This window comes from Dyadobacter soli (assembly GCF_900101885.1).
Lineage (GTDB): Bacteria > Bacteroidota > Bacteroidia > Cytophagales > Spirosomataceae > Dyadobacter > Dyadobacter soli.
Map to the genome: position 1 here is coordinate 17,143 of NZ_FNAN01000034.1, position 17,715 is coordinate 34,857.

Below are 17,715 nucleotides of genomic sequence, written 5' to 3' on the forward strand. Positions count from 1 at the left end.
TAAAAATGTATGGTCACCACGCATTAAAAAAAGAGGGCCTGCAATGAGCAGACCCTCTCGTTTTTTAAGCTATCTCAATCAGCCTCGGGGCTTTTTGTTTGGCTTGCTCCTGTTTGGGAATCGTCAGGTGGAGTAAGCCGTTTTCATATTTTGCCGCAATGTGCTCAACATCGACCACGTCCTTGGGAAGAACGAAACTTCTTTGGAAAGACTGGTAGCTAAATTCCCTGCGGCTGTATCCGTCCTGATCGGACTCTTGCCGCTGCTCTTTCTGAGAACTGATCGTAAGCATGTTCCCGTCCAGCTCTACCTTGAAGTCGCTTTTGGTCATCCCGGGCGCAGCCATTTCGACCTCGAAGTTGTCGCCGGTCTCACGGATGTTTACCGAAGGCACCGTTGTGCTGGTAGCTGAGTAATTATTGTTGCCCCAGTTAAAAAGTTCGCGGCCAAAGAAATCGTCGAACAGCGCTGGGAATGTTTGGGGCAGTAGCCCGTTCCTTTTGATGAGTGACATAATCAACCTCCTTTTTAAAAGTTAAACAATGAAATAAATGAACTTGTGGCCAGTCGCTAGCGTCTGACCGATTGCGCTTATTTCAAACGGCATACCAACCTGGATTTCCCTGAAATTTTTTCAGGGTTATGACATTTTTTTCTGACAGATTTACACTGCAGAAAACTGACAAGTTGTTTACAGTCCACCGATAATTCAAGGGAAGGTATCTCGATGAATACCGGGGTACCCTTTAAACCTTTACTTCGCGTTCACTGCCCATTCAGCCATGTTGCAAGCTCTTCTGGGGATCGAAAACCACACGCATGCAATTGTCTTCTTTTAACGTGAACATGTCATACCCCTGCTGCCCCTGGTGCAAGCCCATTTTATGAGTTACCAGAAACGAAGGATCGACATCACCGTTTTGAACGTGATCCAACAACCTGGGAATGTATTTCGGCCCGTGCATTTGTCCCATCTTGAAAGTCAGCGCCTTATTCATCGCCGCGCCCATCGGTATCTTGTCTGCGAAGCCGCTGTAAACACCTACAATGGAAACGGTACCGCCTTTGCGGCAGGCCATGATGGCATCCCGCAACACAAGCGGCCGGTCATTTTCCATTCTTGCCCATTGTTTTGCCTTGTCGTAGGCATAGCCAATGCCGGTACCTGACGATTCCATACCCACCGCATCAATGCAGCAGTCGGGGCCGCGGCCTCCGGTCAGGTCTTTCAAAGCTTCCAAAACCTCTACTTCCGTGAAATTGAGCGTTTCGGCTTTGCTCTTTTCTTTCGCTACCCGCAGCCGATAGGCCTCCCGATCAATCGCGATCACCCTTTCGGCACCTAGTAGCCAGGCACTTTGCATGGCCATTTGTCCTACGCCGCCCGCTCCCCATACGGCCACCACGCTTCCCGGTTTGATGTTCGCCATATCGGCCGCCATGTAGCCGGTCGGAAACGCGTCGGAACAGAAGATAACCGAATCATCCTGCAAACCTTCCGGCACTTTGAAAGCGCCATTATCTGCGAACGGAACGCGGATGTATTGCGCGTGACTGCCCGCGTACCCGCCGAAAGCATGGGTGTACCCGTAGATGCCGGCCAGCGTATCCCCGAACATTTTTTCAGGCAGGTAGGCATTGGGATTTGTATTGTCACAAAGCGAATAAGACTGCTGGTTGCAATAATGACACTCCCCGCAGGCAATCACCGAAGCCACCACCACCCGGTCGCCTTTGACAAACTTTTTAACATCCCTGCCGGTTTCCACGACCCCGCCCATAAACTCGTGGCCCAGCACATCGCCGGCTTTCACGGTCGGTATAAATCCATTGATAATGTGCAGGTCGGAGCCACATACCGATGACAGTGTTACGCGTACGATCATATCTTTGGGGCTGATGATTTCCGGATCGGGCACGTTTTCCACGCGCAGGTCCTTGACGCTGTTATAACAAAGGGCTTTCATATGCTTGCTCGATTTTGTCGTGAGTAGTATCTCCAAATGCCAGCTTTTTGCCCGAAGGTTGTGCTTCGCTAACAGGAATTTCACCAATCTCCATGAGCCGTTTAAAGCGGCGCAAGTCTTCCTTCAACATTTGTTTGAAAGCGGGATTGAAGAGCTTCGCAACCGTAGAGCCAATGGCGCCCGCCGGCGGCAGATATTTGATGATCACGTAAATCTCCGTCCCCTGATCCCCAGGCGCGTCTTTGAACAAAACTTCTCCCGAGTTGTCCACGGCAGCATTAAGAACCGATCGCCAGCTGAGCTTTTCATTTTCAACTTCTTCCACGATCTCCGCATCCCAGGAAATTTTCCCGACACCACCCGGCACCGGCGCGACCCAATGCGACCTTCTTTCGTCCGTCTGGCTTACCGATTCCAAATGCTGCATGAATGTGGGCAGATTTTCAAGCTTGCGCCAGTACTGATACACCTCCGTTCTCGGCTTGTTGATGGTGAGGCTTTTGGTAATCTCTGCTGTCTCGACGGACTTTTTCGCGGGCCCTCTTTGCACGAGATTGTTCACAGGACAATAACCCGAAGCGCCCCTTTCGAACAAGGCCGCACCCGCGGCACCTGCCAGCAAGCCGGGCATCGAAAATTTCCGTAACCCGAAATACATCAATGCAAGTCCCGCCGCGGCGGATACGATCCGCTCAGTGGAGCCGACATTCATGTAAGACGAACCCGTCGGAAGCGGCTTGATCACGCCGCGATCGATGAATTCAGATGATCTGATTTTGATTGTTGCCATCGCTTTTTAATTAATTAAGTGGAAAGGCATTCATTAATTAGGGACGGCCGGTAGGAAAACAATGTTCCTGACTGATATGGGATTGGAATGCAACCCAAGTATTACATAAGTAACTGACATAAAACATGTTATGTTATAATAAGCGCTGCTACAAGTGAATTGAATTCCCCATTCCGTGGTCAAAAAGGGAGTAATCGATGCTGGCATTCTCTCTGCTGCTGCCAAGAAATACCTACATTTGCCAGATATTATGAGCAATGATGCAATTGTGAACGCACATATAGAAGAAATCAAGAAAAGCATAGAACCACTGCGGAGACAGGTGGTTAGCCATAAAGTTTATCAGTCGATCAGTTCACTGGATGACCTGCGTATATTCATGAAATATCACATATACGCTGTTTGGGATTTTATGTCGCTCCTTAAAAGTCTGCAAAATTCACTCACATGTACTACTGTCCCGTGGGTGCCAAAGGGCGAAGGGAAGACAAGGTATCTTATCAATGAGATCGTTGCAGGGGAAGAATCGGATGTTGATATGGATGGCAATCACACCAGCCATTTCGAGCTTTATCTTTCGGCCATGGAACAATGTGGGGCCGAGACGGACTCAATTGAGACCTTCTTAGCCGGACTGAATAGAACCCATGATCTGGAGGCTGCCTTTCAGGCGGCTAACACCCCGGAAAAAGCCCGCGAATTTGTGAGATACACTTTTGAAACGATCGGCCAAAAGCAGGAGCATGTATTGGCCGCAGTCTTTACTTTCGGCAGAGAAGACCTGATTCCGGACATGTTCCACCAGATGGTCAGCGACTTATACATAAATTCTCCTGAAAGTATTTCCATCTTCAAATATTACCTCGAACGGCACATTGAAGTGGATGGCGGACATCATGGTCAACTTGCGTTGGAAATGACATCAGCGCTGTGCGGTGAAAACGAATCCCATTGGAAGCAGACTCAGGAACACATCGCTACTGCGCTACAAATGCGAATCGCACTTTGGGATGGCGCCTATGAAGAAATTCTGGCGCACGCCGCAACGCTGCCAGAATCACAGAAACTGTGCTTGGATAATTAATCGAGCGGTCCGATCAACTCAACAAAAGTGTCGTCCGGATCCTGTACAAGCAGAAAATGTGCGTCCTTGTTCAATGGGGTTGGCGAGCTGCCCAGAAATGCAACTTTCCGCTCTTTCAGTCTTTCAATGATACCTTTTAATGACTTGACCTGAATTGTGATGTACTGTACGCCCGTATCATCTTGTATAAACTTAGGTTTGGCATGTGCTGCTTTCCTGCCAAAGCTCATAAGCTTCCAGTCACTCGCCTGCGGGCTATTTTCCAATTTCAGGATTTGGACCTGCACAGAATCCCCGCCAGTCAAACCGCCCCTCTTTCCAAACTCTCCGCCAATCGTGAACTTTCCGGTTTTAACCATTCCGATCCCGTTGACATAGAAATCCAGCGCGCGTTCCATGTCTGAAACCACCACGCCCATACCGATTTGCGGACTTCTGAAATTTGATTGAGAAAAAGCCATACTGCTTAACAGCACGCCGCACCCGATTGTGAAAACTTTGATTAAATTAACTTTCATTTGATTTGGAAATTGTAATTGGATATGTTTGACAGGTATAATGCGAGAAAGCGTGAACTATACTCGGATCGGGAGATTTTTATTAATCTTAACTATTCTTGGTGTTCGGTACCTGGATACCTGTAAGGTAAAGTAATCTCATGAGGCGCCACATATGCCATAATCAGTGCAAAGCTACCAGATAGAGGTATTTTTGGGGCGGCATAGTCAAATTCGATAATCTCCATTGACCATATGCCTATCCCAAAATCTAAATTAAGTTCATTTGCCCAGCCCAGTTTTCATAAATCAAGCTTTATATTGTAGTTACCTGGAATGGCCATTGTTAGATTGAATTTAATTAGCCCACTTAGGAAATAGATTAAATCAATTAGCTTTGTGCGAAATAGTTTTGTTGTTGTGCACAGGATCATCATTCAAATCCTAGTAAAGCCCTATCTCGTTGCGATACTCCTACACGCGAGCGCATCCGGTCTCTTTGCACAGAAGTCTGACACGATACGTCGCGAGTTAACCGTGGATTTTGAAATAAGGCCACGGGCTGAATACCGTGACAACTTCAAATGGACCAGTTCGGACACGCTTATGCCCCAGGTTTACACGACCCAGCGGAATAGACTGAGTATTAATTTTCAATCCGACAAGCTCAGATTACACGCGTCGCCGCAGGAGATTCACGTGTGGGGAGAAATGGGAAAACTCTCACGCGTTGGAAACCTTAATTTCTTTGAGCTTTTTGTTGAACCGAAAATTACCAAAAACCTGTCCGTAAGGATCGGTAGGCAAGCGCTTTCCCTTGATAACGGCAGGATATTTTCCGCAGCTCCATGGGGTCAGCAAAGTCGCACTCATGAAGGGGTTAGGTTTCTTTACAAGAAGAATTTTGAAACGGATCTGACTATCGCGTTCACCAGGCCCTATGCGAAACACTTCGATCTGGCATACTCTCCCGTAGGGTCGCATACTTACAAATATCTGCTTGTACATCACCTTAAATACAAATTCTCTAACCAGGTTTCTCTGACTATCATCAATGCGATGGATGTATTCCACAGAACATCGGGGGATAAACAATACTATAAGCGGATTACGAACGGTGGGCGACTGGAATATGACAAAGAATGGTTTTATGCGACCGTTAATGCCTATTACCAGTATGGCGAAAATGCAGCTTCGAAACCGATCCGCGCTTATTACGTCCAACCTGAGATTAGTGCTAACACTGGTCGAACGCTAATCAGGCTGGGTGCCGAAGTAATGAGTGGGAACAGAAGCACTGTCGGCAATGAGGCATCTGCTTCATTCGTGCCGCTTTATGGTGTGGCTTGGAAATTTATGGGCAATATGAATTTGTTCACCAGGTTTCCAGCCGATGTTAATGAGAAAGGTCTTGTCAACCCATATTTGTTTGTAGTTTATCAGGCCAGTAAGAAGCTATCATTTCGCGGCGACTCGCATCTTTTCTATTCCCAATATCCGCTGCTCGAAGAAGGCCGACAGATCGACGGAACTTACCTGGGATTCGAGGGCGATTTGTCATTAAACTACAAACCGGTCAAGGCGTTGGAAATCATCTATGGATTTTCTTTCACATTGGCAAATAAACGCATGGAGCTACTTGGCAAGGTGCCTGATTCCGGTGAGGTGCCGGTATGGAGCTATCTGATGATATCTTACGCTCCGCGCTTGTTCTCGCGAAAGTGGATAGATGTTCGATAAATTGTAGTTTAGCAAACGCTTCGACGTCTATCAACTGCTATGATTCAAAAGTCCTCAATCCCTACATTGTTTGAATGGGCAGGCGGAATGCCTGTTTTTGAGCAATTAACAAAGTTCTTCTACCAGAAAGTCTTACAAGATCCTCTGTTGGAGCCAGTTTTCAAGCATATGTCGCCCGAGCATCAGATGCACGTGGCGCATTTTATTGCCGAAGTTTTTGGCGGGCCAGAGTGGTACAGTACCGCGGACGGAAACCATTTCAAAATGATCCAGAAGCACCTGAACAAGCATCTCACTGAGCAACATCGACAGCGTTGGGTAGCCTTACTGCTCGAAACCGCCGACGAGATTCGCTTGCCTGACGATCCTGAGTTTCGGTCAGCATTCGTCGCCTATATTGAGTGGGGAACTCGGATCGCAGTGATCAATTCAAACAGTGATGAACTGCAAATGAATCCTGACGAACCAATGCCAAAATGGGGCTGGGGTGTTCCAGGCGGGCCTTTCCTTGGTTGATTTGCATACTTTGCCCGTCCAATCCAAAGCGAGGCCGTTCAGCCATTCCTGCGCTATGGATTTAGTGGTCGCTGCACCTGAGCTACCGATAAAATAGCCAACTCCACGCAAGTTGCTTCCAATTTTTTACCCGCATTCCTGAGGAGTCTGACCATTCTCTTAGAGCGTAATAATCAAAAAATGTAGATGCGTTCTCAGCCGTAGATCCCTGCTGCAAAAAATAAACCCTGACATGAATTTTGTCAGGGGGACACTGGCTTCCCAAACCAGATGAAAATAGTTTCTTCTTCATTTTACCGCAGCAGTTTTAAACTTCTCAAACATTTTGTCGATGTCTGCCCGGTCGTAGTAAATAACGCCGCCGATCCGCATAAAACTGAGCTGACGGCTTAGTCGCATGGCATGCAGCTTGCCGGGCGATATATCAAGCAGTTTCCGTACTTCTCGGGATTTGAGCCATTGCTTGGAATGCTGAGCCCCTCCACCAGCAAGTAGCCTCCTCATTTCGGAAAGCATTTGCTCCTTAAACTTTTCCAGATCTGCCAAAGTGACTAATTGATGCGCGTATAACGCCGAACTTTCCTCAGTTTGCTTGCCCTTCTTTTCCATTGCTGCTTGCTTTACGTTAATTATCAAAACATCGACTACCACGTGCAGACGATGTTTTTGATTGGAAAGTAGTAAGCAGCATTTGAATATTGCTTCCTCTTTTTCTCGGTGGAACAAAAAGAATAAAGTGCCGTTCGATGCGGGCCGCATCCAACGGCACTTTGCCTTCAATAATCTGTGAAGATGTGACCTTCGTGGTCGCTGTATCCTTCTAGAAACAAGTCTTTGGCGAAGGCTTCGTAGTCGAAATAACGCTCGAGAGTCACCGGAGCACCTGACAACAAACCAGTATCTTCGACATATTGGTAAGTGTATTCAAGTGTAGCATCTTTCCCGGAGCCTCCAAAGACCCCTGGTAGCTTTCCCGGAATCCTTCAAGTTGGTCATCCAATTCGTATCCGTTGGACGGCCAATAGTTGATCTTTTTACAATAAATCTCGAATGCTTCGGCAGTCTCATCGTCCATCTCGCTGGTAGCCTCAAAGTAGGCGAACACTTCTTTATGAAGGCTACATTCCGAAATCAAAAAATCCGGGATGTTTTCCCAGTCCTGAAACATCAACTCCGGATCGAATTCATTACGATGAAACTCATGGCAGTCTTGCAGGAATTCTTTGAGATCAGCGTAATCTGTCAGGTCAAACCATTTGCCGAACAGCGAGCCATTGTTGTACTGACCGTAAGTCCCTACGTAGATTCTTGCAGCATTTTGGAGATTTCTCATGATTGAAAGGTATTTAAGTAGCTAAGGCCCCGGCTTTGTGCTCAGGGCAATCGCTGCCTTCCACTCAATGTAAAAATGATGGGGCTTGCCCCCTGGTTGCAAGCCCATACGGCGGTTTAAGGTGCGGCTGGCTAATGCGGGTTCAGCTAAATAGCCGGATGACGAAGTGCAGGCTTGCAACCGTCATTTTTTGCTTTGTAACTTTCGTTTGCACTGAACGCATCTTTTAATGCTTCTTTTCAGCAATCTGAACAACTTGGAAAAAGCACTGTAGCTACCCGCTAAACTCTGATTGCAGCCATCCGTTCTTCAAACACCGCTTCGGCTAATTCCAGCAAGCTTAACACCCGGGAAGAAATTGAATGAACTTCCTGTTCGCTGATCTGATAGTCCGGATTGTATCTGGCCCCGAGATATGCGTCTTCCAGAAGCTCTAAAAGCCTTTCTTCATCCGGCGAACCGCCAGGAAAGATCTCATTCAGTTGAGGTGCTAGTCTATGATTAAACCTTTTGAGTGATCTGATGGAATGCGTGCGCCGTTCGCTTCCATAAAGCGCGATAGCGGTAGTGCGAAATATAGTTTCGGTAGCTTGCTGAAGCATGAACATCGATATTGCGTGCTCACATACCTGCCGGTAGTACTGTGCTCCCTCAAAGAACTTTCGGGCTTTACTCATTCCGGCGCTAAACGCGTGTCTCGACTTCTCGATCAGTAGCCTGATAGTTTCGGGCAGCATTTTGGGTAATGGCGTAGCACTCCGTTGGTATACCAGGTTTTCAGTGGTACATGCCAAAGAGAAATATACTTGCCCGCTGGTAAGTGCCTGATGTATATCCGACAACTTGTGAACCGAGCAGCAGAGCTTTTCATCACCGGCACTGAATAGCTCGACGATGGGCTGATACTCTTTGAAGGGCTTTTGGTTATCATCGGCAAATACGATCAGTAGATCTCTGTACGGCTTCTCCTCAGTTGATCGTGCCGTAGGATGCTTCACCTCAAATATCAGAAGTGGATCGAGTGCTGCGATTAGCAATTCTATGATGGCTTTACTGCCCGCCAGCTTCCCAAGGCGGCGTTTCTGAAATGGAATTCCTTGATCGCTTCTCGAAATAAGGTAAACCGCTTCGAGAAGTGATTCCAATAGTTCATACTGAATGATTTCAGCACATTCGCCGGTGGCTTCGCAAATACTCACCTTGCTCAGTCCATACTCCACCCAGTCTTCCAAAATCTCTTGCCACTGGTCATAGCTGTAAGTGTTAAAAACGCGCTTGATCGCCAGAAGGGGCTGCTCGGTCTCAGCGAGCGTCAACCTGCGAATCATACCTCCATGCCGGTCGTTGAGCTCCCGGACATCGCGCATATACTGCCGATCAGCCTGAATTTGCGCATGACTGAAAGGTTGAAAATCGCCCGCATTCAGATCAGTCCCAGCACCTTCGGCAACATCTAATAGCAGCCTACATGCCTTAATCATCTTTTGCAAATGTCTTTGTAGGCAAAGTACAGTGGACGGATCACCCAGAAATGAAAACGGTTTCTCTGTTGTCACTGCTTTTAGGAATTGCCACAGTTCGACACGTATGAATTCCAGATCGGTCGCGTGAAAGAAATCTGCAATAGCTTCGCGGGACTCAGCAAGCTTCTGTTCGCTCGAACTGCGATTTTCGTTTGTTGTTGAGTTGACAGTCTCCATAGGCTTCTCTTTTTTTGTGACAAAAAAGAGGCAGCGGATGAACGTGCCGAACCACGGCCAGTTGTATACTACCACAGAACCTTGGTAAAACACTTTCTGCCTTCTATTGAAGTTAGCGTGGATATTTCCTTTATTTGTAACCATGAGCACAGCAGCAAAACCCAATCATATTGGCCATAAGATCGGTCGCATTCGCGAGCTAAGAGGACTTAAGCAGGAGTCGCTCGCCTACGAACTGAAAGTGAGTCAGCAGACTGTATCAAAAATCGAACAAAGCGAAAATGTGGAGGAGCAAATTCTGGAACAGATTGCGAAAATTCTTGGCGTAACTCCGGAAGGGATCAAGAATTTTAGCGAAGAAGCCGTGTTCAATATCATCGGCAATTCCTTTAGTGATAACAGTTCGAATAACAATAACTATTTGTGCACTATCAACCCCATCGAGAAGATCATTCAGTTATATGATGAGAAGGTTGCATTACTCGAGCGTCTACTGCAAAGCGAACGCGAAAAGGTTGAATTGCTTAAAGAAAAGCAAGATCAGGCCTAAGGCTTTCTGCAAGGTTGTCAGATAAGCTTACAACCTTGGCCGCTTTCCTCGTTTCAACGATTGTTCGGGCTGTTCATCCTCAAACGTAATCCACGGTCTGTGAACAGCCTGGCTCAGGCGCATACTCGTTTCCTGCCAATCGAATTTTCTATCAAGTAATTTGATCGGTACCGAAAAATCGATGTCCTGATGATACAACAGACTCGTCTTGGCAATCTGCGAGGAGGCCTGAGGGTATTTATCAGTATAAGCCTTTACGAGCAGCCCCAGTGGTAACTTTTCCAAAAGAGAATAGACATCGATAAAATCTTTGATTCGGCTTCCGTTTTGAACGATTGCCGAGAGCTTCATTGCCCCGATATCTTCCAGAGAAAGCATTCTGATGCCACTTGTCAGCTCTACGGGTTTGATAAGTGGGTATTGATGACTGATGAAATCCACCTTGACATCATCAATAAATCCGAAGACACCATTCTTGACCGTTTTCTCGTCTGTCAGCCCATAGACCACTTAAAGATGCTCGCAGACAGCAGCGGAGTCAAAATCTTTGCCGGTGCAAAGATCAATGTCGATGGAAATCCTGTGCCCTAACCTTAAGGACAGTGCCGTCCCCCCAACAAGGTAAAAATCCGAGAGATTTTCATCGGCCATCAACCGACGGATCAAAGCCAGTGTGCTGGCCTCGACTGTTTCTTCGTGTAGCATAGCATTTCCTCTTTTTTGATCGGAAGGTATGAGCAGGCGTCTTCAATGGCATAACCCGGCAGGAACACAATTTCGTTTTTAAGGGTATCTACGACTTTTTGAAGCCCGTAGAAGCGGACCAATTCTTGCCATTGTTGCTGCTTACCGCGCTCGATGATCCGGGCGATAACCGTTTTATAGGACGCCTGCCAGTCTATCTTCTCATAGTCTAAATCCCAAAACCATTTGGGGCCAAAATCAGGTTTTTCAAGTGTTGTTGGCTGTTGCATGATCGTCAATGTAAGAGATGCCGGAAGCTTTCAGATTCAAAAGTTAACGAATCTATTGTGAAATCAGTCGCCCGTAAGCCAATAGCTGCCTGCAGGCGGCCCGATTTATTCGGGGTCAGTCACAGCTTTGGCTTTTCTTCCACGAGGTTTACCTGTGTATTCTGGCTTCGGCGCTTCTGCTTCAATGGCTAGCTCATAACCTTTGGTAGACGGATCGAAATCAAAAGTCGAGATTTTGAAAATCAGCTTTTGACTTTCAAAATCAACTCCGCCTTTTTTCAATATAACAGCAAGCGGAATTACATGCCCCCGACCGCTTTTTTCAAACGAAAAGGTCTCATCCGAATTGGTAGCAGGAACAAGGTATACGGACTTGATTTTTCGCTTTCCTTCATGGGTACCGATTTTAAAATTGACCGACTCTGGATCAATTCCCAATTCGCGAAGCGCAGCCGCCGGGAAAACAAGCTTGCCTGAATTAGAAATGTAGCCCGTCGGAAGCGGCGTTGCTTTTACGGCCGTTTTGACTTTGGGAATGTTTTCCTCTGGGGAAAAGAATTTAATAGCTTTCAGCTTCATGGTGTTATGGGTTATTTTGGGCTAAAATAACTCATTCTACTTAGAAACTGGCATTTAAATGCCTAAGCCCTGCTTCTTCTGCCTTTTTTGCACCTGCTGCAACTGCTCTTTCACCTCGATTCCGATGTTTTGAGCGAGTCGCTTTTCAATCCAGGCTAGTGAATAGCTCCGCCCTAAGTCAGAGCCTTTAATCTTGATATTTTTCTGCATATGATAGAATGCGATCCCTCTTCCGACATAAGTCTTGTACCCTTGGGTTAACAATTTCGCTTTGAGCTCATCGACCGATACCACTGTATTTAAAAGCTGATCGACGGATGATTTGAGCTTTAGATGCTGCTTATCGGTCAGGATATTTTCAAGCCCCTGCCGCTGATTGATCCTCATTTCCGGTGCCTGGATTAATTCAAGCCGTTGTTCCATTCTGCGGCAGAATTCGCCCGTTCTGGCGTAATTGTGAAAATGTTTTGAGGTGTTTTTACCATTCGAATCAATGCGGTTAGCAACGACATGGAAGTGCAAATTGGCGCTATCTTCATGTTTGAAAACCAGCATCTGATTCTGTTCAAACCCGAACTCCCTGGCAAATTCCGTTGATATCTCGGCGATCGTTTCGTTGCCGGGCTTCTCGCCCGGCGCGAAGCTAAATGACTGGTGCCACATGAACTTTTTCAGGTTCACATTTTGCATGTGATTACTGTTAAACTGGTTGATCAAATAGTTCAGGTCTAACTTCCCGTCTGCACGCATTTTTATACCCAGGTTTTGAATGTAAACTAACTCCCCACGGACATCCTTTTCATCTAACTGTTGCCGCATCTTTGCGGAGACATGCTTGTCGTAGTAGCAATATTCAATTAGCCCTTTCGCGTAGCTGCCGAGTGTCGCCTTTCCAATCATAGCTTCATCTTTTTCATGGTGGTATTTAAAGCTTTCTCAATCTCCGAGTGAACGGAAAGTGTATCAGTTTCACCCGATTTCCACAGCGGCGCGAGCTCATCAAGTGGCTGTGAATAGTAGGCCTCATATTTTTGCTGCAAATCTCCGATCAGGCGACTGGTCGAACTGCACCTTAGCAGTAGCTGATGTTTGCCCTCGGTTTCAGGCAGCATTTGAGAAAGATAAGAGCTGAGCTCGTTTGACCAATTAAGCAGTTCTTCGAATGCCTTTTTCATACTGCGGATCTCAAAGCTTTCAAACACCCAAAGAGTGATAAGATCGGCGAGCAGCCTAACCCGCTGGCTACTCTGCTGCCATTGGTCTGAAAGCATCTGTTGTCCCTTGGTTTTTAGAACTGCGAGTGACAAGACACCTGAAAGTTGTTGAAGCACCCTGACGATCTCGGCAGTTGCCTTAGGCAGAGCCCTTTTCTGTGGTCTTTTAAAAGGAACATCAAGCGCCAAGGTCAAGAAATATTGACTGGCGGAAAGCCCGCTTTTTTCTATGAGCTCATTAATCTGTCTTTTCTGATCAGCGCTTACCCAGACCGAGAAGTGCTCCCTTTTAGCAGTCCCTTTCACCTTCGGCGGTCTGCCTTTCTGTTTCTGATTTTCCATGTGTCTTTTTTGATTAGCTATGAGCCGGAAGGCGAATAGCAGGGGTCCAGGGGTTTTCCCATGGCCAGCTCCCGCCGGGGAGTCGCTTTTTGCGACGTACCGGCGATAGCTGGCTAAGGAGAAAACCAACGCGCAGGATCTTTCCTGACCGTTTCTGGCTCAAATATTCCTTTAAATGATTTTTCTGGATTACTTTTTGACTCTTTGGAGCGCTTTTATGACTCTTAATACCCCTTAAAGACTCCTTTGGAGCGCATTTAGACCTTTCTGTATCACTTTTGGATCAATTTTTCCTAAGCAAAGGCACTTTGACCAATTTTCGTCGCGAGTCGAATTCGTAAGACTTGCCGAATACATATTTGCCGCGTTTCGATGGCGAAAGAATGAGATACTTGATGCCACCTGAGGTTTCCGTCTCACCTTCCCGAATCAACGCCACATAGTCCGGTGCATTTTTGTAGGCCGAAACGAAATCCTCGATCCGTTGATAATCCACATACGTACTCATGTATACGTAATATAAGATTCCAAGAACAAGTGCCGTAATGGAATACGGTATTCCCTTACCTAGGCCATGGATGAAGGCTTCCCAAATCGAGTTGAATTGAATGGTCTTCACGGAGTCCTTGATCTTGCCACTCAGCTTTTTGTTTTCATCGAGGACGGCCCGGAGTTGGTTATCCATGTTTTGAAACTGGGCCTGGTTGTCTAGCAGAATGATTGCCGACCAGTCGTCCATTTCAATTTCGTACCTGGCCAGGTACTCCGCTTTGATCCAGGCCAGGGTTTGTCGGTTGATCGGCTGGTTAGACATCGACAAAGTTGATTTGAAGTTCCCTTTGGAGTCTTAGTCTTGGCCCAATCGTGTAGGTATCCAGGGCAAGGCCTTTACGGATGCCTGTCAGGATTTCTGCCCCGAGAAATGACTCAGGCTCGAAATCTCCAAACCTGCGAAACGTCAGGCCTGAGTTCTTACAGTTTTCCCTAAGCTCCAAGGTCAGATGTGGAAATTTGCGAAAGGTGGCCATGCTCTGCCAGACGACGATTTCAAAGTCCGTTTTGACAAGGTCAAACATCCTCAGCAAATAATCGATAGACGGATTATAGGCACCTCCGCCGCCAATCACAATATGAAACGTGATGTCAAAACCCAGTCCTTCGGCAAAAGCTTTGAGCGGGATGTCGTATTCAATTAATGCTGGAAGCTGCTCGCTTTCAGGGGCGCCAAAATCAAAATAGGCATCTTCGAAATCTTCCTTTGCGATGCTCTGCAAATAGGCCAACAAATTATCACGGATCAAAAGACCTTTCTCGTCTAGTAAGCTTGCAACATCGGATTGATCCTGATGGACGAATTTCAGTTGACGTGTACTGGTCTGCGTTGAAGCGTCAACGTCGATAAACAGGCACCTTGCGTCTTGATAATGTTTGAGGGCAAACAGGTACATCAAAATGGATTTGCCTACGCCTCCTTTGGCTTGCACTATAAAATGTAAGTTTTTCATCGCTTAGTATTTTTTCGATGGTTTAACATATGGCTCAGGCTCAGAGCGGGGAAATTTCATTGCCGCTTTGGGCTGAGTCTCAGCCTCGGACTTTTCACTTTTTTGAACTGGCATTTGCGGGTCTCCCCACTTTTTCATTTTAGCGCGGATGTATTTGATGTCATACAGCGAAACCGCTTGCATTGAAAGCTTTTCATTAATCACGTCCACAAGGAACCTAGCTGACATCGTGGACATAAACAGATCGCGATACAGCTCAAAAAGCATGCGCTTGCGCTTAGAGTCTTTCCGCTCACAGAGCCTGAGAACCAACTCCTTGGTTATCTCCATAGGGTCAATGATTAAGTTTGTGACGTTTCCCAGATTCAATCCTGTGGTGCCAGTGCCGGATGACTGCCTCGGAAAAATAGAGCTTTCCTGCCTGGCGGATAAATGGCAGATTTCCCTTCGCGCAATGGTAGTAAAGCTTTTTTTGCAAAGACTCTTTTTAACATCCGCTTTGCTTCATGTACATCGACTAGATGATCAGAGCTGACCGCAGGATCCGAGCGGATAGTAACAGGAGCTACGTCCTGTATGGTAGAGGTCGCGTTTGGATTGTGGAGACACGAATCCGGAGTTCTCTTTTTCATTTTGCCTTTCTGTTTGGTAAAACATGCTGGCAAAATTCAGAGTCAAGCACGAGGAATTCCTTCCTGCGATTCGCTCCGGAATGAAAAGAATTTAGTTTAGAAGTCGCGAAGGAGCAATCTGACCTCTGTCAGATATTTAGTACGAGCATTTCCTTCTCTACCGTCAAACTGACTTAGCTCTTCCGCCTGAAAGGCCTTCACAAATGAGCTTTGCTCAAAATCATGCACCAACCAAGAGTTGAAGGATGCGGCAATCTGCGGTGCATCCGTTGTCATCCTGATATGGCCTTTCTCCATTAGAACGTAGTAAAGCGCTGCTACGTAAAGCCTTCCGCCTTTGGATTGTTTGCAATACCGGTACGTATCCGTGTCGCCGATCGGGACAATCCATCGCTCCGTCAACAAGATACGCTTCAAGCGGTTAAATTTCAGAATCCTTTCGGCGTCATTCCCGTCAGTAAATTGTTCCTGAAAGCTTTCTGAGGCTCGCACGCGAGGAACCTTTTTTGTGGCGGTTCCTGGCTTTGGGATTTGTCGCACTAAAAGTTCCAGCTCCTTTTTCCACCTTTCCAGATCAAGCAGCTTGTCTACAACCGCTTCTGAGGATAAGGTTTGAACCCAATTTGAAATTGAAGTGAGAGTTTCATAAATGGCTTTTTCAGTCCCGTAATCTTCCCTTGACAAAAGGTCTTCAATCACCTCCCGATTTTGTCGTAGGATGAATGCTGTGCGACGCTTGACTTGGCGGACCCTAACACGCTTCGATGGACCGAACCACCAGTACAGCCAGTCAGGACCGGAAATGCCTTGCTCGTACGAAGTAATGAACTCGCCGACGTTATTCCTCCTAACCGTAAATGAATATCTGTTATGGTAGAGAATCAAGAGTCGGTTCAGGCTGGTTAAGTCATCCTCATAAAAAGTCCCCGAGAATTCCTCTAGAAGGTACTTCACAAACGGATAACGAAGATTGGAGCGGAGATTCATAATGATGCATCGCAATTGTTAATAAAGCAATATAATCACCATCGGTTACATTTTAAACCCCATTAGTAGCCCACGAAAATCTTGCATAATTGAAAGCTAAAAAAGTCTAACTAAATCACGGAATTTTATACCGGAACCCTACCGGTGCCAGCGGAATCACGGGATAAACGTACAAGCGCCTTGCAAGTCAATCACTTGCAGAGCGCCTTGTTTTCAGGTACAAAAGTCCGGCGAACCTCCTCTTATCCGCGGCCTCGCCAAAACCCGGTAAACCAAACCGTCCTAAACTCACGGAAACTACACTGGAAAGGCAGTTCAAGTTAGGATGAGCTTTGCAAGCTGCTTCTCCGTATTCGGTAATGTGCTTTAATTGCTTAGATAAAGTGATAAGGTATTGCACCGAATTGTATTAATAGATGGCGAAGGCGGGAAATATTGTCGATTTGAAAATGGTCGCGGTGTCAAGTCGTCTGGAAAAACAGGTAAAACTTAACAAAATGATAAAATTTTCCTATTTTTGAATTAAACCCTACACTCTATCATATGACGCATGTATTCCAATCAGACAAGATCTGCATTGCTTCAATTAGCTGCCCAACGGATTATTTTACTAGCGAGTCTGTAATACTTGCACGTTCGTTTATCGAAAAGGTAACGAACTTTTGTTATGCGTCACTCTTCGATTCGGAGGAGTACCGGGCATTTGTGCTCCATCCGTTGTTCAAGCGTTATGATATCATGAGCATGCCCACGATGCAAGACAGTTTGGACTCCTGGCCGAATCATGTAAAACGCGAAAGGAGCGGCAGGAAGCTTTTAAAAAGATGCCTATTGCCCGGGAAGCATTGACGAAATTTTCCGAACACAACCACACCTGAACTGGAAAAAAAGAATATTTTGTCAGAAAGGATTCAGGTGATAGCGGAACGCAGCAAATTGATGGACGCATTCTTTACGCTTTGCAATCTTCAATATTATTCGGATGCTTCGGAAGCGCTTTATGGTTCTTTGTAAGGCTGCACCTTTCATGTTGGCATTTTCGGCCCTGACTTCGACAGCAATCAGGGAGATGAACTGGATAAAAAATTGCGTAAGGAAATTGCTTGCGTGCTACTACACCTGGGGATGCTCGTTCACGCTGATTTCTTACTCGAATGATATCACAGAAATCTGGGACTATTCTTATCGTAACAAGGGAAAAAGCGTTTAAATCTCCTGATGCATATTGTTGGCCGGAAAACTATCTAGAAATTCAAAGAGCCGATAATTGTCAGCCAAAAAAAATGGGCCAAGGATTTTAAGAAG

Annotated in this window: 23 protein-coding genes; 4 read left to right on the forward strand and 19 right to left on the reverse strand. The window is 46.4% G+C overall.

Annotated elements, in window-relative coordinates:
- Positions 1–64: 64 nt before the first annotated feature.
- The 3 genes from BLQ88_RS35080 to BLQ88_RS35090 all read right to left on the reverse strand — a co-directional run bounded on the left by BLQ88_RS35080 (position 65) and on the right by BLQ88_RS35090 (position 2,757).
- On the reverse strand, positions 65–514 hold the full coding sequence (locus BLQ88_RS35080) for an Hsp20/alpha crystallin family protein (protein WP_090157685.1): 450 nt from the start codon (positions 512–514) through the stop codon (positions 65–67).
- Between the two features lie 262 nt (positions 515–776).
- Positions 777–1,967: a zinc-dependent alcohol dehydrogenase gene (locus BLQ88_RS35085; RefSeq protein WP_090157686.1), complete on the reverse strand. Its 1,191-nt coding sequence runs from the start codon at positions 1,965–1,967 to the stop codon at positions 777–779.
- On the reverse strand, positions 1,948–2,757 hold the full coding sequence (locus BLQ88_RS35090) for a YgaP-like transmembrane domain (RefSeq protein WP_090157687.1): 810 nt from the start codon (positions 2,755–2,757) through the stop codon (positions 1,948–1,950). Before BLQ88_RS35090 ends, BLQ88_RS35085 begins: the two co-directional genes overlap by 20 nt.
- Before the next feature lie 175 nt (positions 2,758–2,932).
- Between BLQ88_RS35090 and BLQ88_RS35095 the strand changes: the two genes are divergently transcribed.
- Complete coding sequence (locus BLQ88_RS35095; RefSeq protein WP_310590167.1) at positions 2,933–3,841, forward strand: DUF3050 domain-containing protein; 909 nt, start codon at positions 2,933–2,935, stop codon at positions 3,839–3,841.
- Here BLQ88_RS35095 and BLQ88_RS35100 read toward each other — a convergent pair.
- Positions 3,838–4,359 (reverse strand): VOC family protein, encoded by a 522-nt coding sequence (locus BLQ88_RS35100; RefSeq protein ID WP_229212995.1) that lies wholly within the window; start codon positions 4,357–4,359, stop codon positions 3,838–3,840. The genes BLQ88_RS35095 and BLQ88_RS35100 overlap by 4 nt on opposite strands.
- Positions 4,360–4,758: 399 nt before the next feature.
- On the opposite strand from BLQ88_RS35100, the gene BLQ88_RS35105 reads away from it, so the two are divergent.
- Positions 4,759–6,078 (forward strand): alginate export family protein, encoded by a 1,320-nt coding sequence (locus BLQ88_RS35105; protein ID WP_229212996.1) that lies wholly within the window; start codon positions 4,759–4,761, stop codon positions 6,076–6,078.
- A 39-nt stretch (positions 6,079–6,117) separates the two neighbouring features.
- Positions 6,118–6,594 carry a group II truncated hemoglobin gene (locus BLQ88_RS35110; protein WP_090157688.1) on the forward strand — a complete coding sequence of 159 codons (477 nt, stop codon included), beginning with the start codon at positions 6,118–6,120 and terminating at the stop codon, positions 6,592–6,594.
- Between the two features lie 288 nt (positions 6,595–6,882).
- Here the strand turns inward: BLQ88_RS35110 and BLQ88_RS35115 are convergent, their stop codons facing one another.
- The 4 genes from BLQ88_RS35115 to BLQ88_RS37295 form a co-directional block, all read right to left on the reverse strand.
- Complete coding sequence (locus BLQ88_RS35115; RefSeq protein ID WP_090157719.1) at positions 6,883–7,203, reverse strand: helix-turn-helix domain-containing protein; 321 nt, start codon at positions 7,201–7,203, stop codon at positions 6,883–6,885.
- 167 nt (positions 7,204–7,370) lie between these two features.
- A complete protein-coding gene (locus tag BLQ88_RS37440) occupies positions 7,371–7,469 on the reverse strand; it encodes a hypothetical protein (protein WP_262485729.1) in 99 nt (32 codons plus the stop codon).
- A complete protein-coding gene (locus BLQ88_RS35120) occupies positions 7,466–7,927 on the reverse strand; it encodes an antirestriction protein ArdA (protein WP_262485730.1) in 462 nt (153 codons plus the stop codon). Before BLQ88_RS35120 ends, BLQ88_RS37440 begins: the two co-directional genes overlap by 4 nt.
- Positions 7,928–8,208: 281 nt before the next feature.
- Positions 8,209–9,627 carry a HEPN domain-containing protein gene (locus BLQ88_RS37295; protein ID WP_229212997.1) on the reverse strand — a complete coding sequence of 473 codons (1,419 nt, stop codon included), beginning with the start codon at positions 9,625–9,627 and terminating at the stop codon, positions 8,209–8,211.
- A 142-nt stretch (positions 9,628–9,769) separates the two neighbouring features.
- Here BLQ88_RS37295 and BLQ88_RS35130 point away from each other — a divergent pair, with 142 nt between their 5' ends.
- Complete coding sequence (locus BLQ88_RS35130; RefSeq protein WP_090157689.1) at positions 9,770–10,177, forward strand: helix-turn-helix domain-containing protein; 408 nt, start codon at positions 9,770–9,772, stop codon at positions 10,175–10,177.
- A gap of 27 nt (positions 10,178–10,204) precedes the next feature.
- Here the strand turns inward: BLQ88_RS35130 and BLQ88_RS35135 are convergent, their stop codons facing one another.
- From BLQ88_RS35135 to BLQ88_RS35185, 11 genes are all read right to left on the reverse strand, one after another.
- The gene (locus BLQ88_RS35135) at positions 10,205–10,687 is read right to left on the reverse strand and encodes a nucleotidyl transferase AbiEii/AbiGii toxin family protein (RefSeq protein WP_090157690.1); all 483 of its coding nucleotides are present in this window, start codon (positions 10,685–10,687) and stop codon (positions 10,205–10,207) included.
- Positions 10,688–10,882, reverse strand: coding sequence for a nucleotidyl transferase AbiEii/AbiGii toxin family protein (locus BLQ88_RS37655; RefSeq protein ID WP_090157691.1), 195 nt, complete (start codon positions 10,880–10,882; stop codon positions 10,688–10,690).
- Positions 10,840–11,151 (reverse strand): DUF6922 domain-containing protein, encoded by a 312-nt coding sequence (locus BLQ88_RS35145; protein ID WP_090157692.1) that lies wholly within the window; start codon positions 11,149–11,151, stop codon positions 10,840–10,842. The genes BLQ88_RS37655 and BLQ88_RS35145 overlap by 43 nt, the downstream gene beginning before the upstream one ends.
- A 105-nt stretch (positions 11,152–11,256) precedes the next feature.
- Entirely contained in the window at positions 11,257–11,730 is a 474-nt protein-coding gene (locus tag BLQ88_RS35150; protein ID WP_090157693.1) for a hypothetical protein, read from the reverse strand.
- 54 nt (positions 11,731–11,784) lie between these two features.
- On the reverse strand, positions 11,785–12,630 hold the full coding sequence (locus tag BLQ88_RS35155) for a relaxase/mobilization nuclease domain-containing protein (protein ID WP_090157694.1): 846 nt from the start codon (positions 12,628–12,630) through the stop codon (positions 11,785–11,787).
- Positions 12,627–13,286: a plasmid mobilization protein gene (locus tag BLQ88_RS35160; protein WP_090157721.1), complete on the reverse strand. Its 660-nt coding sequence runs from the start codon at positions 13,284–13,286 to the stop codon at positions 12,627–12,629. The genes BLQ88_RS35155 and BLQ88_RS35160 overlap by 4 nt, the downstream gene beginning before the upstream one ends.
- Before the next feature lie 283 nt (positions 13,287–13,569).
- On the reverse strand, positions 13,570–14,100 hold the full coding sequence (locus BLQ88_RS35165) for a hypothetical protein (protein ID WP_090157695.1): 531 nt from the start codon (positions 14,098–14,100) through the stop codon (positions 13,570–13,572).
- Positions 14,093–14,791 carry a P-loop NTPase family protein gene (locus BLQ88_RS35170; RefSeq protein WP_090157696.1) on the reverse strand — a complete coding sequence of 233 codons (699 nt, stop codon included), beginning with the start codon at positions 14,789–14,791 and terminating at the stop codon, positions 14,093–14,095. Before BLQ88_RS35170 ends, BLQ88_RS35165 begins: the two co-directional genes overlap by 8 nt.
- 3 nt (positions 14,792–14,794) lie before the next feature.
- Positions 14,795–15,121 (reverse strand): hypothetical protein, encoded by a 327-nt coding sequence (locus tag BLQ88_RS35175; protein ID WP_143017007.1) that lies wholly within the window; start codon positions 15,119–15,121, stop codon positions 14,795–14,797.
- Positions 15,122–15,156: 35 nt separating this feature from the next.
- Positions 15,157–15,423 carry a hypothetical protein gene (locus BLQ88_RS35180; RefSeq protein ID WP_090157698.1) on the reverse strand — a complete coding sequence of 89 codons (267 nt, stop codon included), beginning with the start codon at positions 15,421–15,423 and terminating at the stop codon, positions 15,157–15,159.
- A 96-nt stretch (positions 15,424–15,519) separates the two neighbouring features.
- Positions 15,520–16,410, reverse strand: a complete 891-nt coding sequence (locus BLQ88_RS35185; RefSeq protein WP_090157699.1) for a hypothetical protein — start codon at positions 16,408–16,410, stop codon at positions 15,520–15,522.
- Positions 16,411–17,715: the final 1,305 nt, after the last annotated feature.

What these genes read in the sequence shown, in the direction of transcription:
- BLQ88_RS35175 (WP_143017007.1), bottom strand. Translation starts at nt 15,121, where the DNA reads ATGGAGATAACCAAGGAGTTGGTTCTCAGGCTCTGTGAGCGGAAAGAC.
- BLQ88_RS35155 (WP_090157694.1), bottom strand. Translation starts at nt 12,630, where the DNA reads ATGATTGGAAAGGCGACACTCGGCAGCTACGCGAAAGGGCTAATTGAA.
- BLQ88_RS35080 (WP_090157685.1), bottom strand. Translation starts at nt 514, where the DNA reads ATGTCACTCATCAAAAGGAACGGGCTACTGCCCCAAACATTCCCAGCG.
- BLQ88_RS35100 (WP_229212995.1), bottom strand. Translation starts at nt 4,359, where the DNA reads ATGAAAGTTAATTTAATCAAAGTTTTCACAATCGGGTGCGGCGTGCTG.
- BLQ88_RS35180 (WP_090157698.1), bottom strand. Translation starts at nt 15,423, where the DNA reads ATGAAAAAGAGAACTCCGGATTCGTGTCTCCACAATCCAAACGCGACC.
- BLQ88_RS37655 (WP_090157691.1), bottom strand. Translation starts at nt 10,882, where the DNA reads ATGCTACACGAAGAAACAGTCGAGGCCAGCACACTGGCTTTGATCCGT.
- BLQ88_RS35115 (WP_090157719.1), bottom strand. Translation starts at nt 7,203, where the DNA reads ATGGAAAAGAAGGGCAAGCAAACTGAGGAAAGTTCGGCGTTATACGCG.
- BLQ88_RS35110 (WP_090157688.1), top strand. Translation starts at nt 6,118, where the DNA reads ATGATTCAAAAGTCCTCAATCCCTACATTGTTTGAATGGGCAGGCGGA.
- BLQ88_RS35085 (WP_090157686.1), bottom strand. Translation starts at nt 1,967, where the DNA reads ATGAAAGCCCTTTGTTATAACAGCGTCAAGGACCTGCGCGTGGAAAAC.
- BLQ88_RS35185 (WP_090157699.1), bottom strand. Translation starts at nt 16,410, where the DNA reads ATGAATCTCCGCTCCAATCTTCGTTATCCGTTTGTGAAGTACCTTCTA.
- BLQ88_RS35170 (WP_090157696.1), bottom strand. Translation starts at nt 14,791, where the DNA reads ATGAAAAACTTACATTTTATAGTGCAAGCCAAAGGAGGCGTAGGCAAA.
- BLQ88_RS35160 (WP_090157721.1), bottom strand. Translation starts at nt 13,286, where the DNA reads ATGGAAAATCAGAAACAGAAAGGCAGACCGCCGAAGGTGAAAGGGACT.
- BLQ88_RS35120 (WP_262485730.1), bottom strand. Translation starts at nt 7,927, where the DNA reads ATGAGAAATCTCCAAAATGCTGCAAGAATCTACGTAGGGACTTACGGT.
- BLQ88_RS37295 (WP_229212997.1), bottom strand. Translation starts at nt 9,627, where the DNA reads ATGGAGACTGTCAACTCAACAACAAACGAAAATCGCAGTTCGAGCGAA.
- BLQ88_RS35145 (WP_090157692.1), bottom strand. Translation starts at nt 11,151, where the DNA reads ATGCAACAGCCAACAACACTTGAAAAACCTGATTTTGGCCCCAAATGG.
- BLQ88_RS35165 (WP_090157695.1), bottom strand. Translation starts at nt 14,100, where the DNA reads ATGTCTAACCAGCCGATCAACCGACAAACCCTGGCCTGGATCAAAGCG.
- BLQ88_RS35090 (WP_090157687.1), bottom strand. Translation starts at nt 2,757, where the DNA reads ATGGCAACAATCAAAATCAGATCATCTGAATTCATCGATCGCGGCGTG.
- BLQ88_RS35150 (WP_090157693.1), bottom strand. Translation starts at nt 11,730, where the DNA reads ATGAAGCTGAAAGCTATTAAATTCTTTTCCCCAGAGGAAAACATTCCC.
- BLQ88_RS35130 (WP_090157689.1), top strand. Translation starts at nt 9,770, where the DNA reads ATGAGCACAGCAGCAAAACCCAATCATATTGGCCATAAGATCGGTCGC.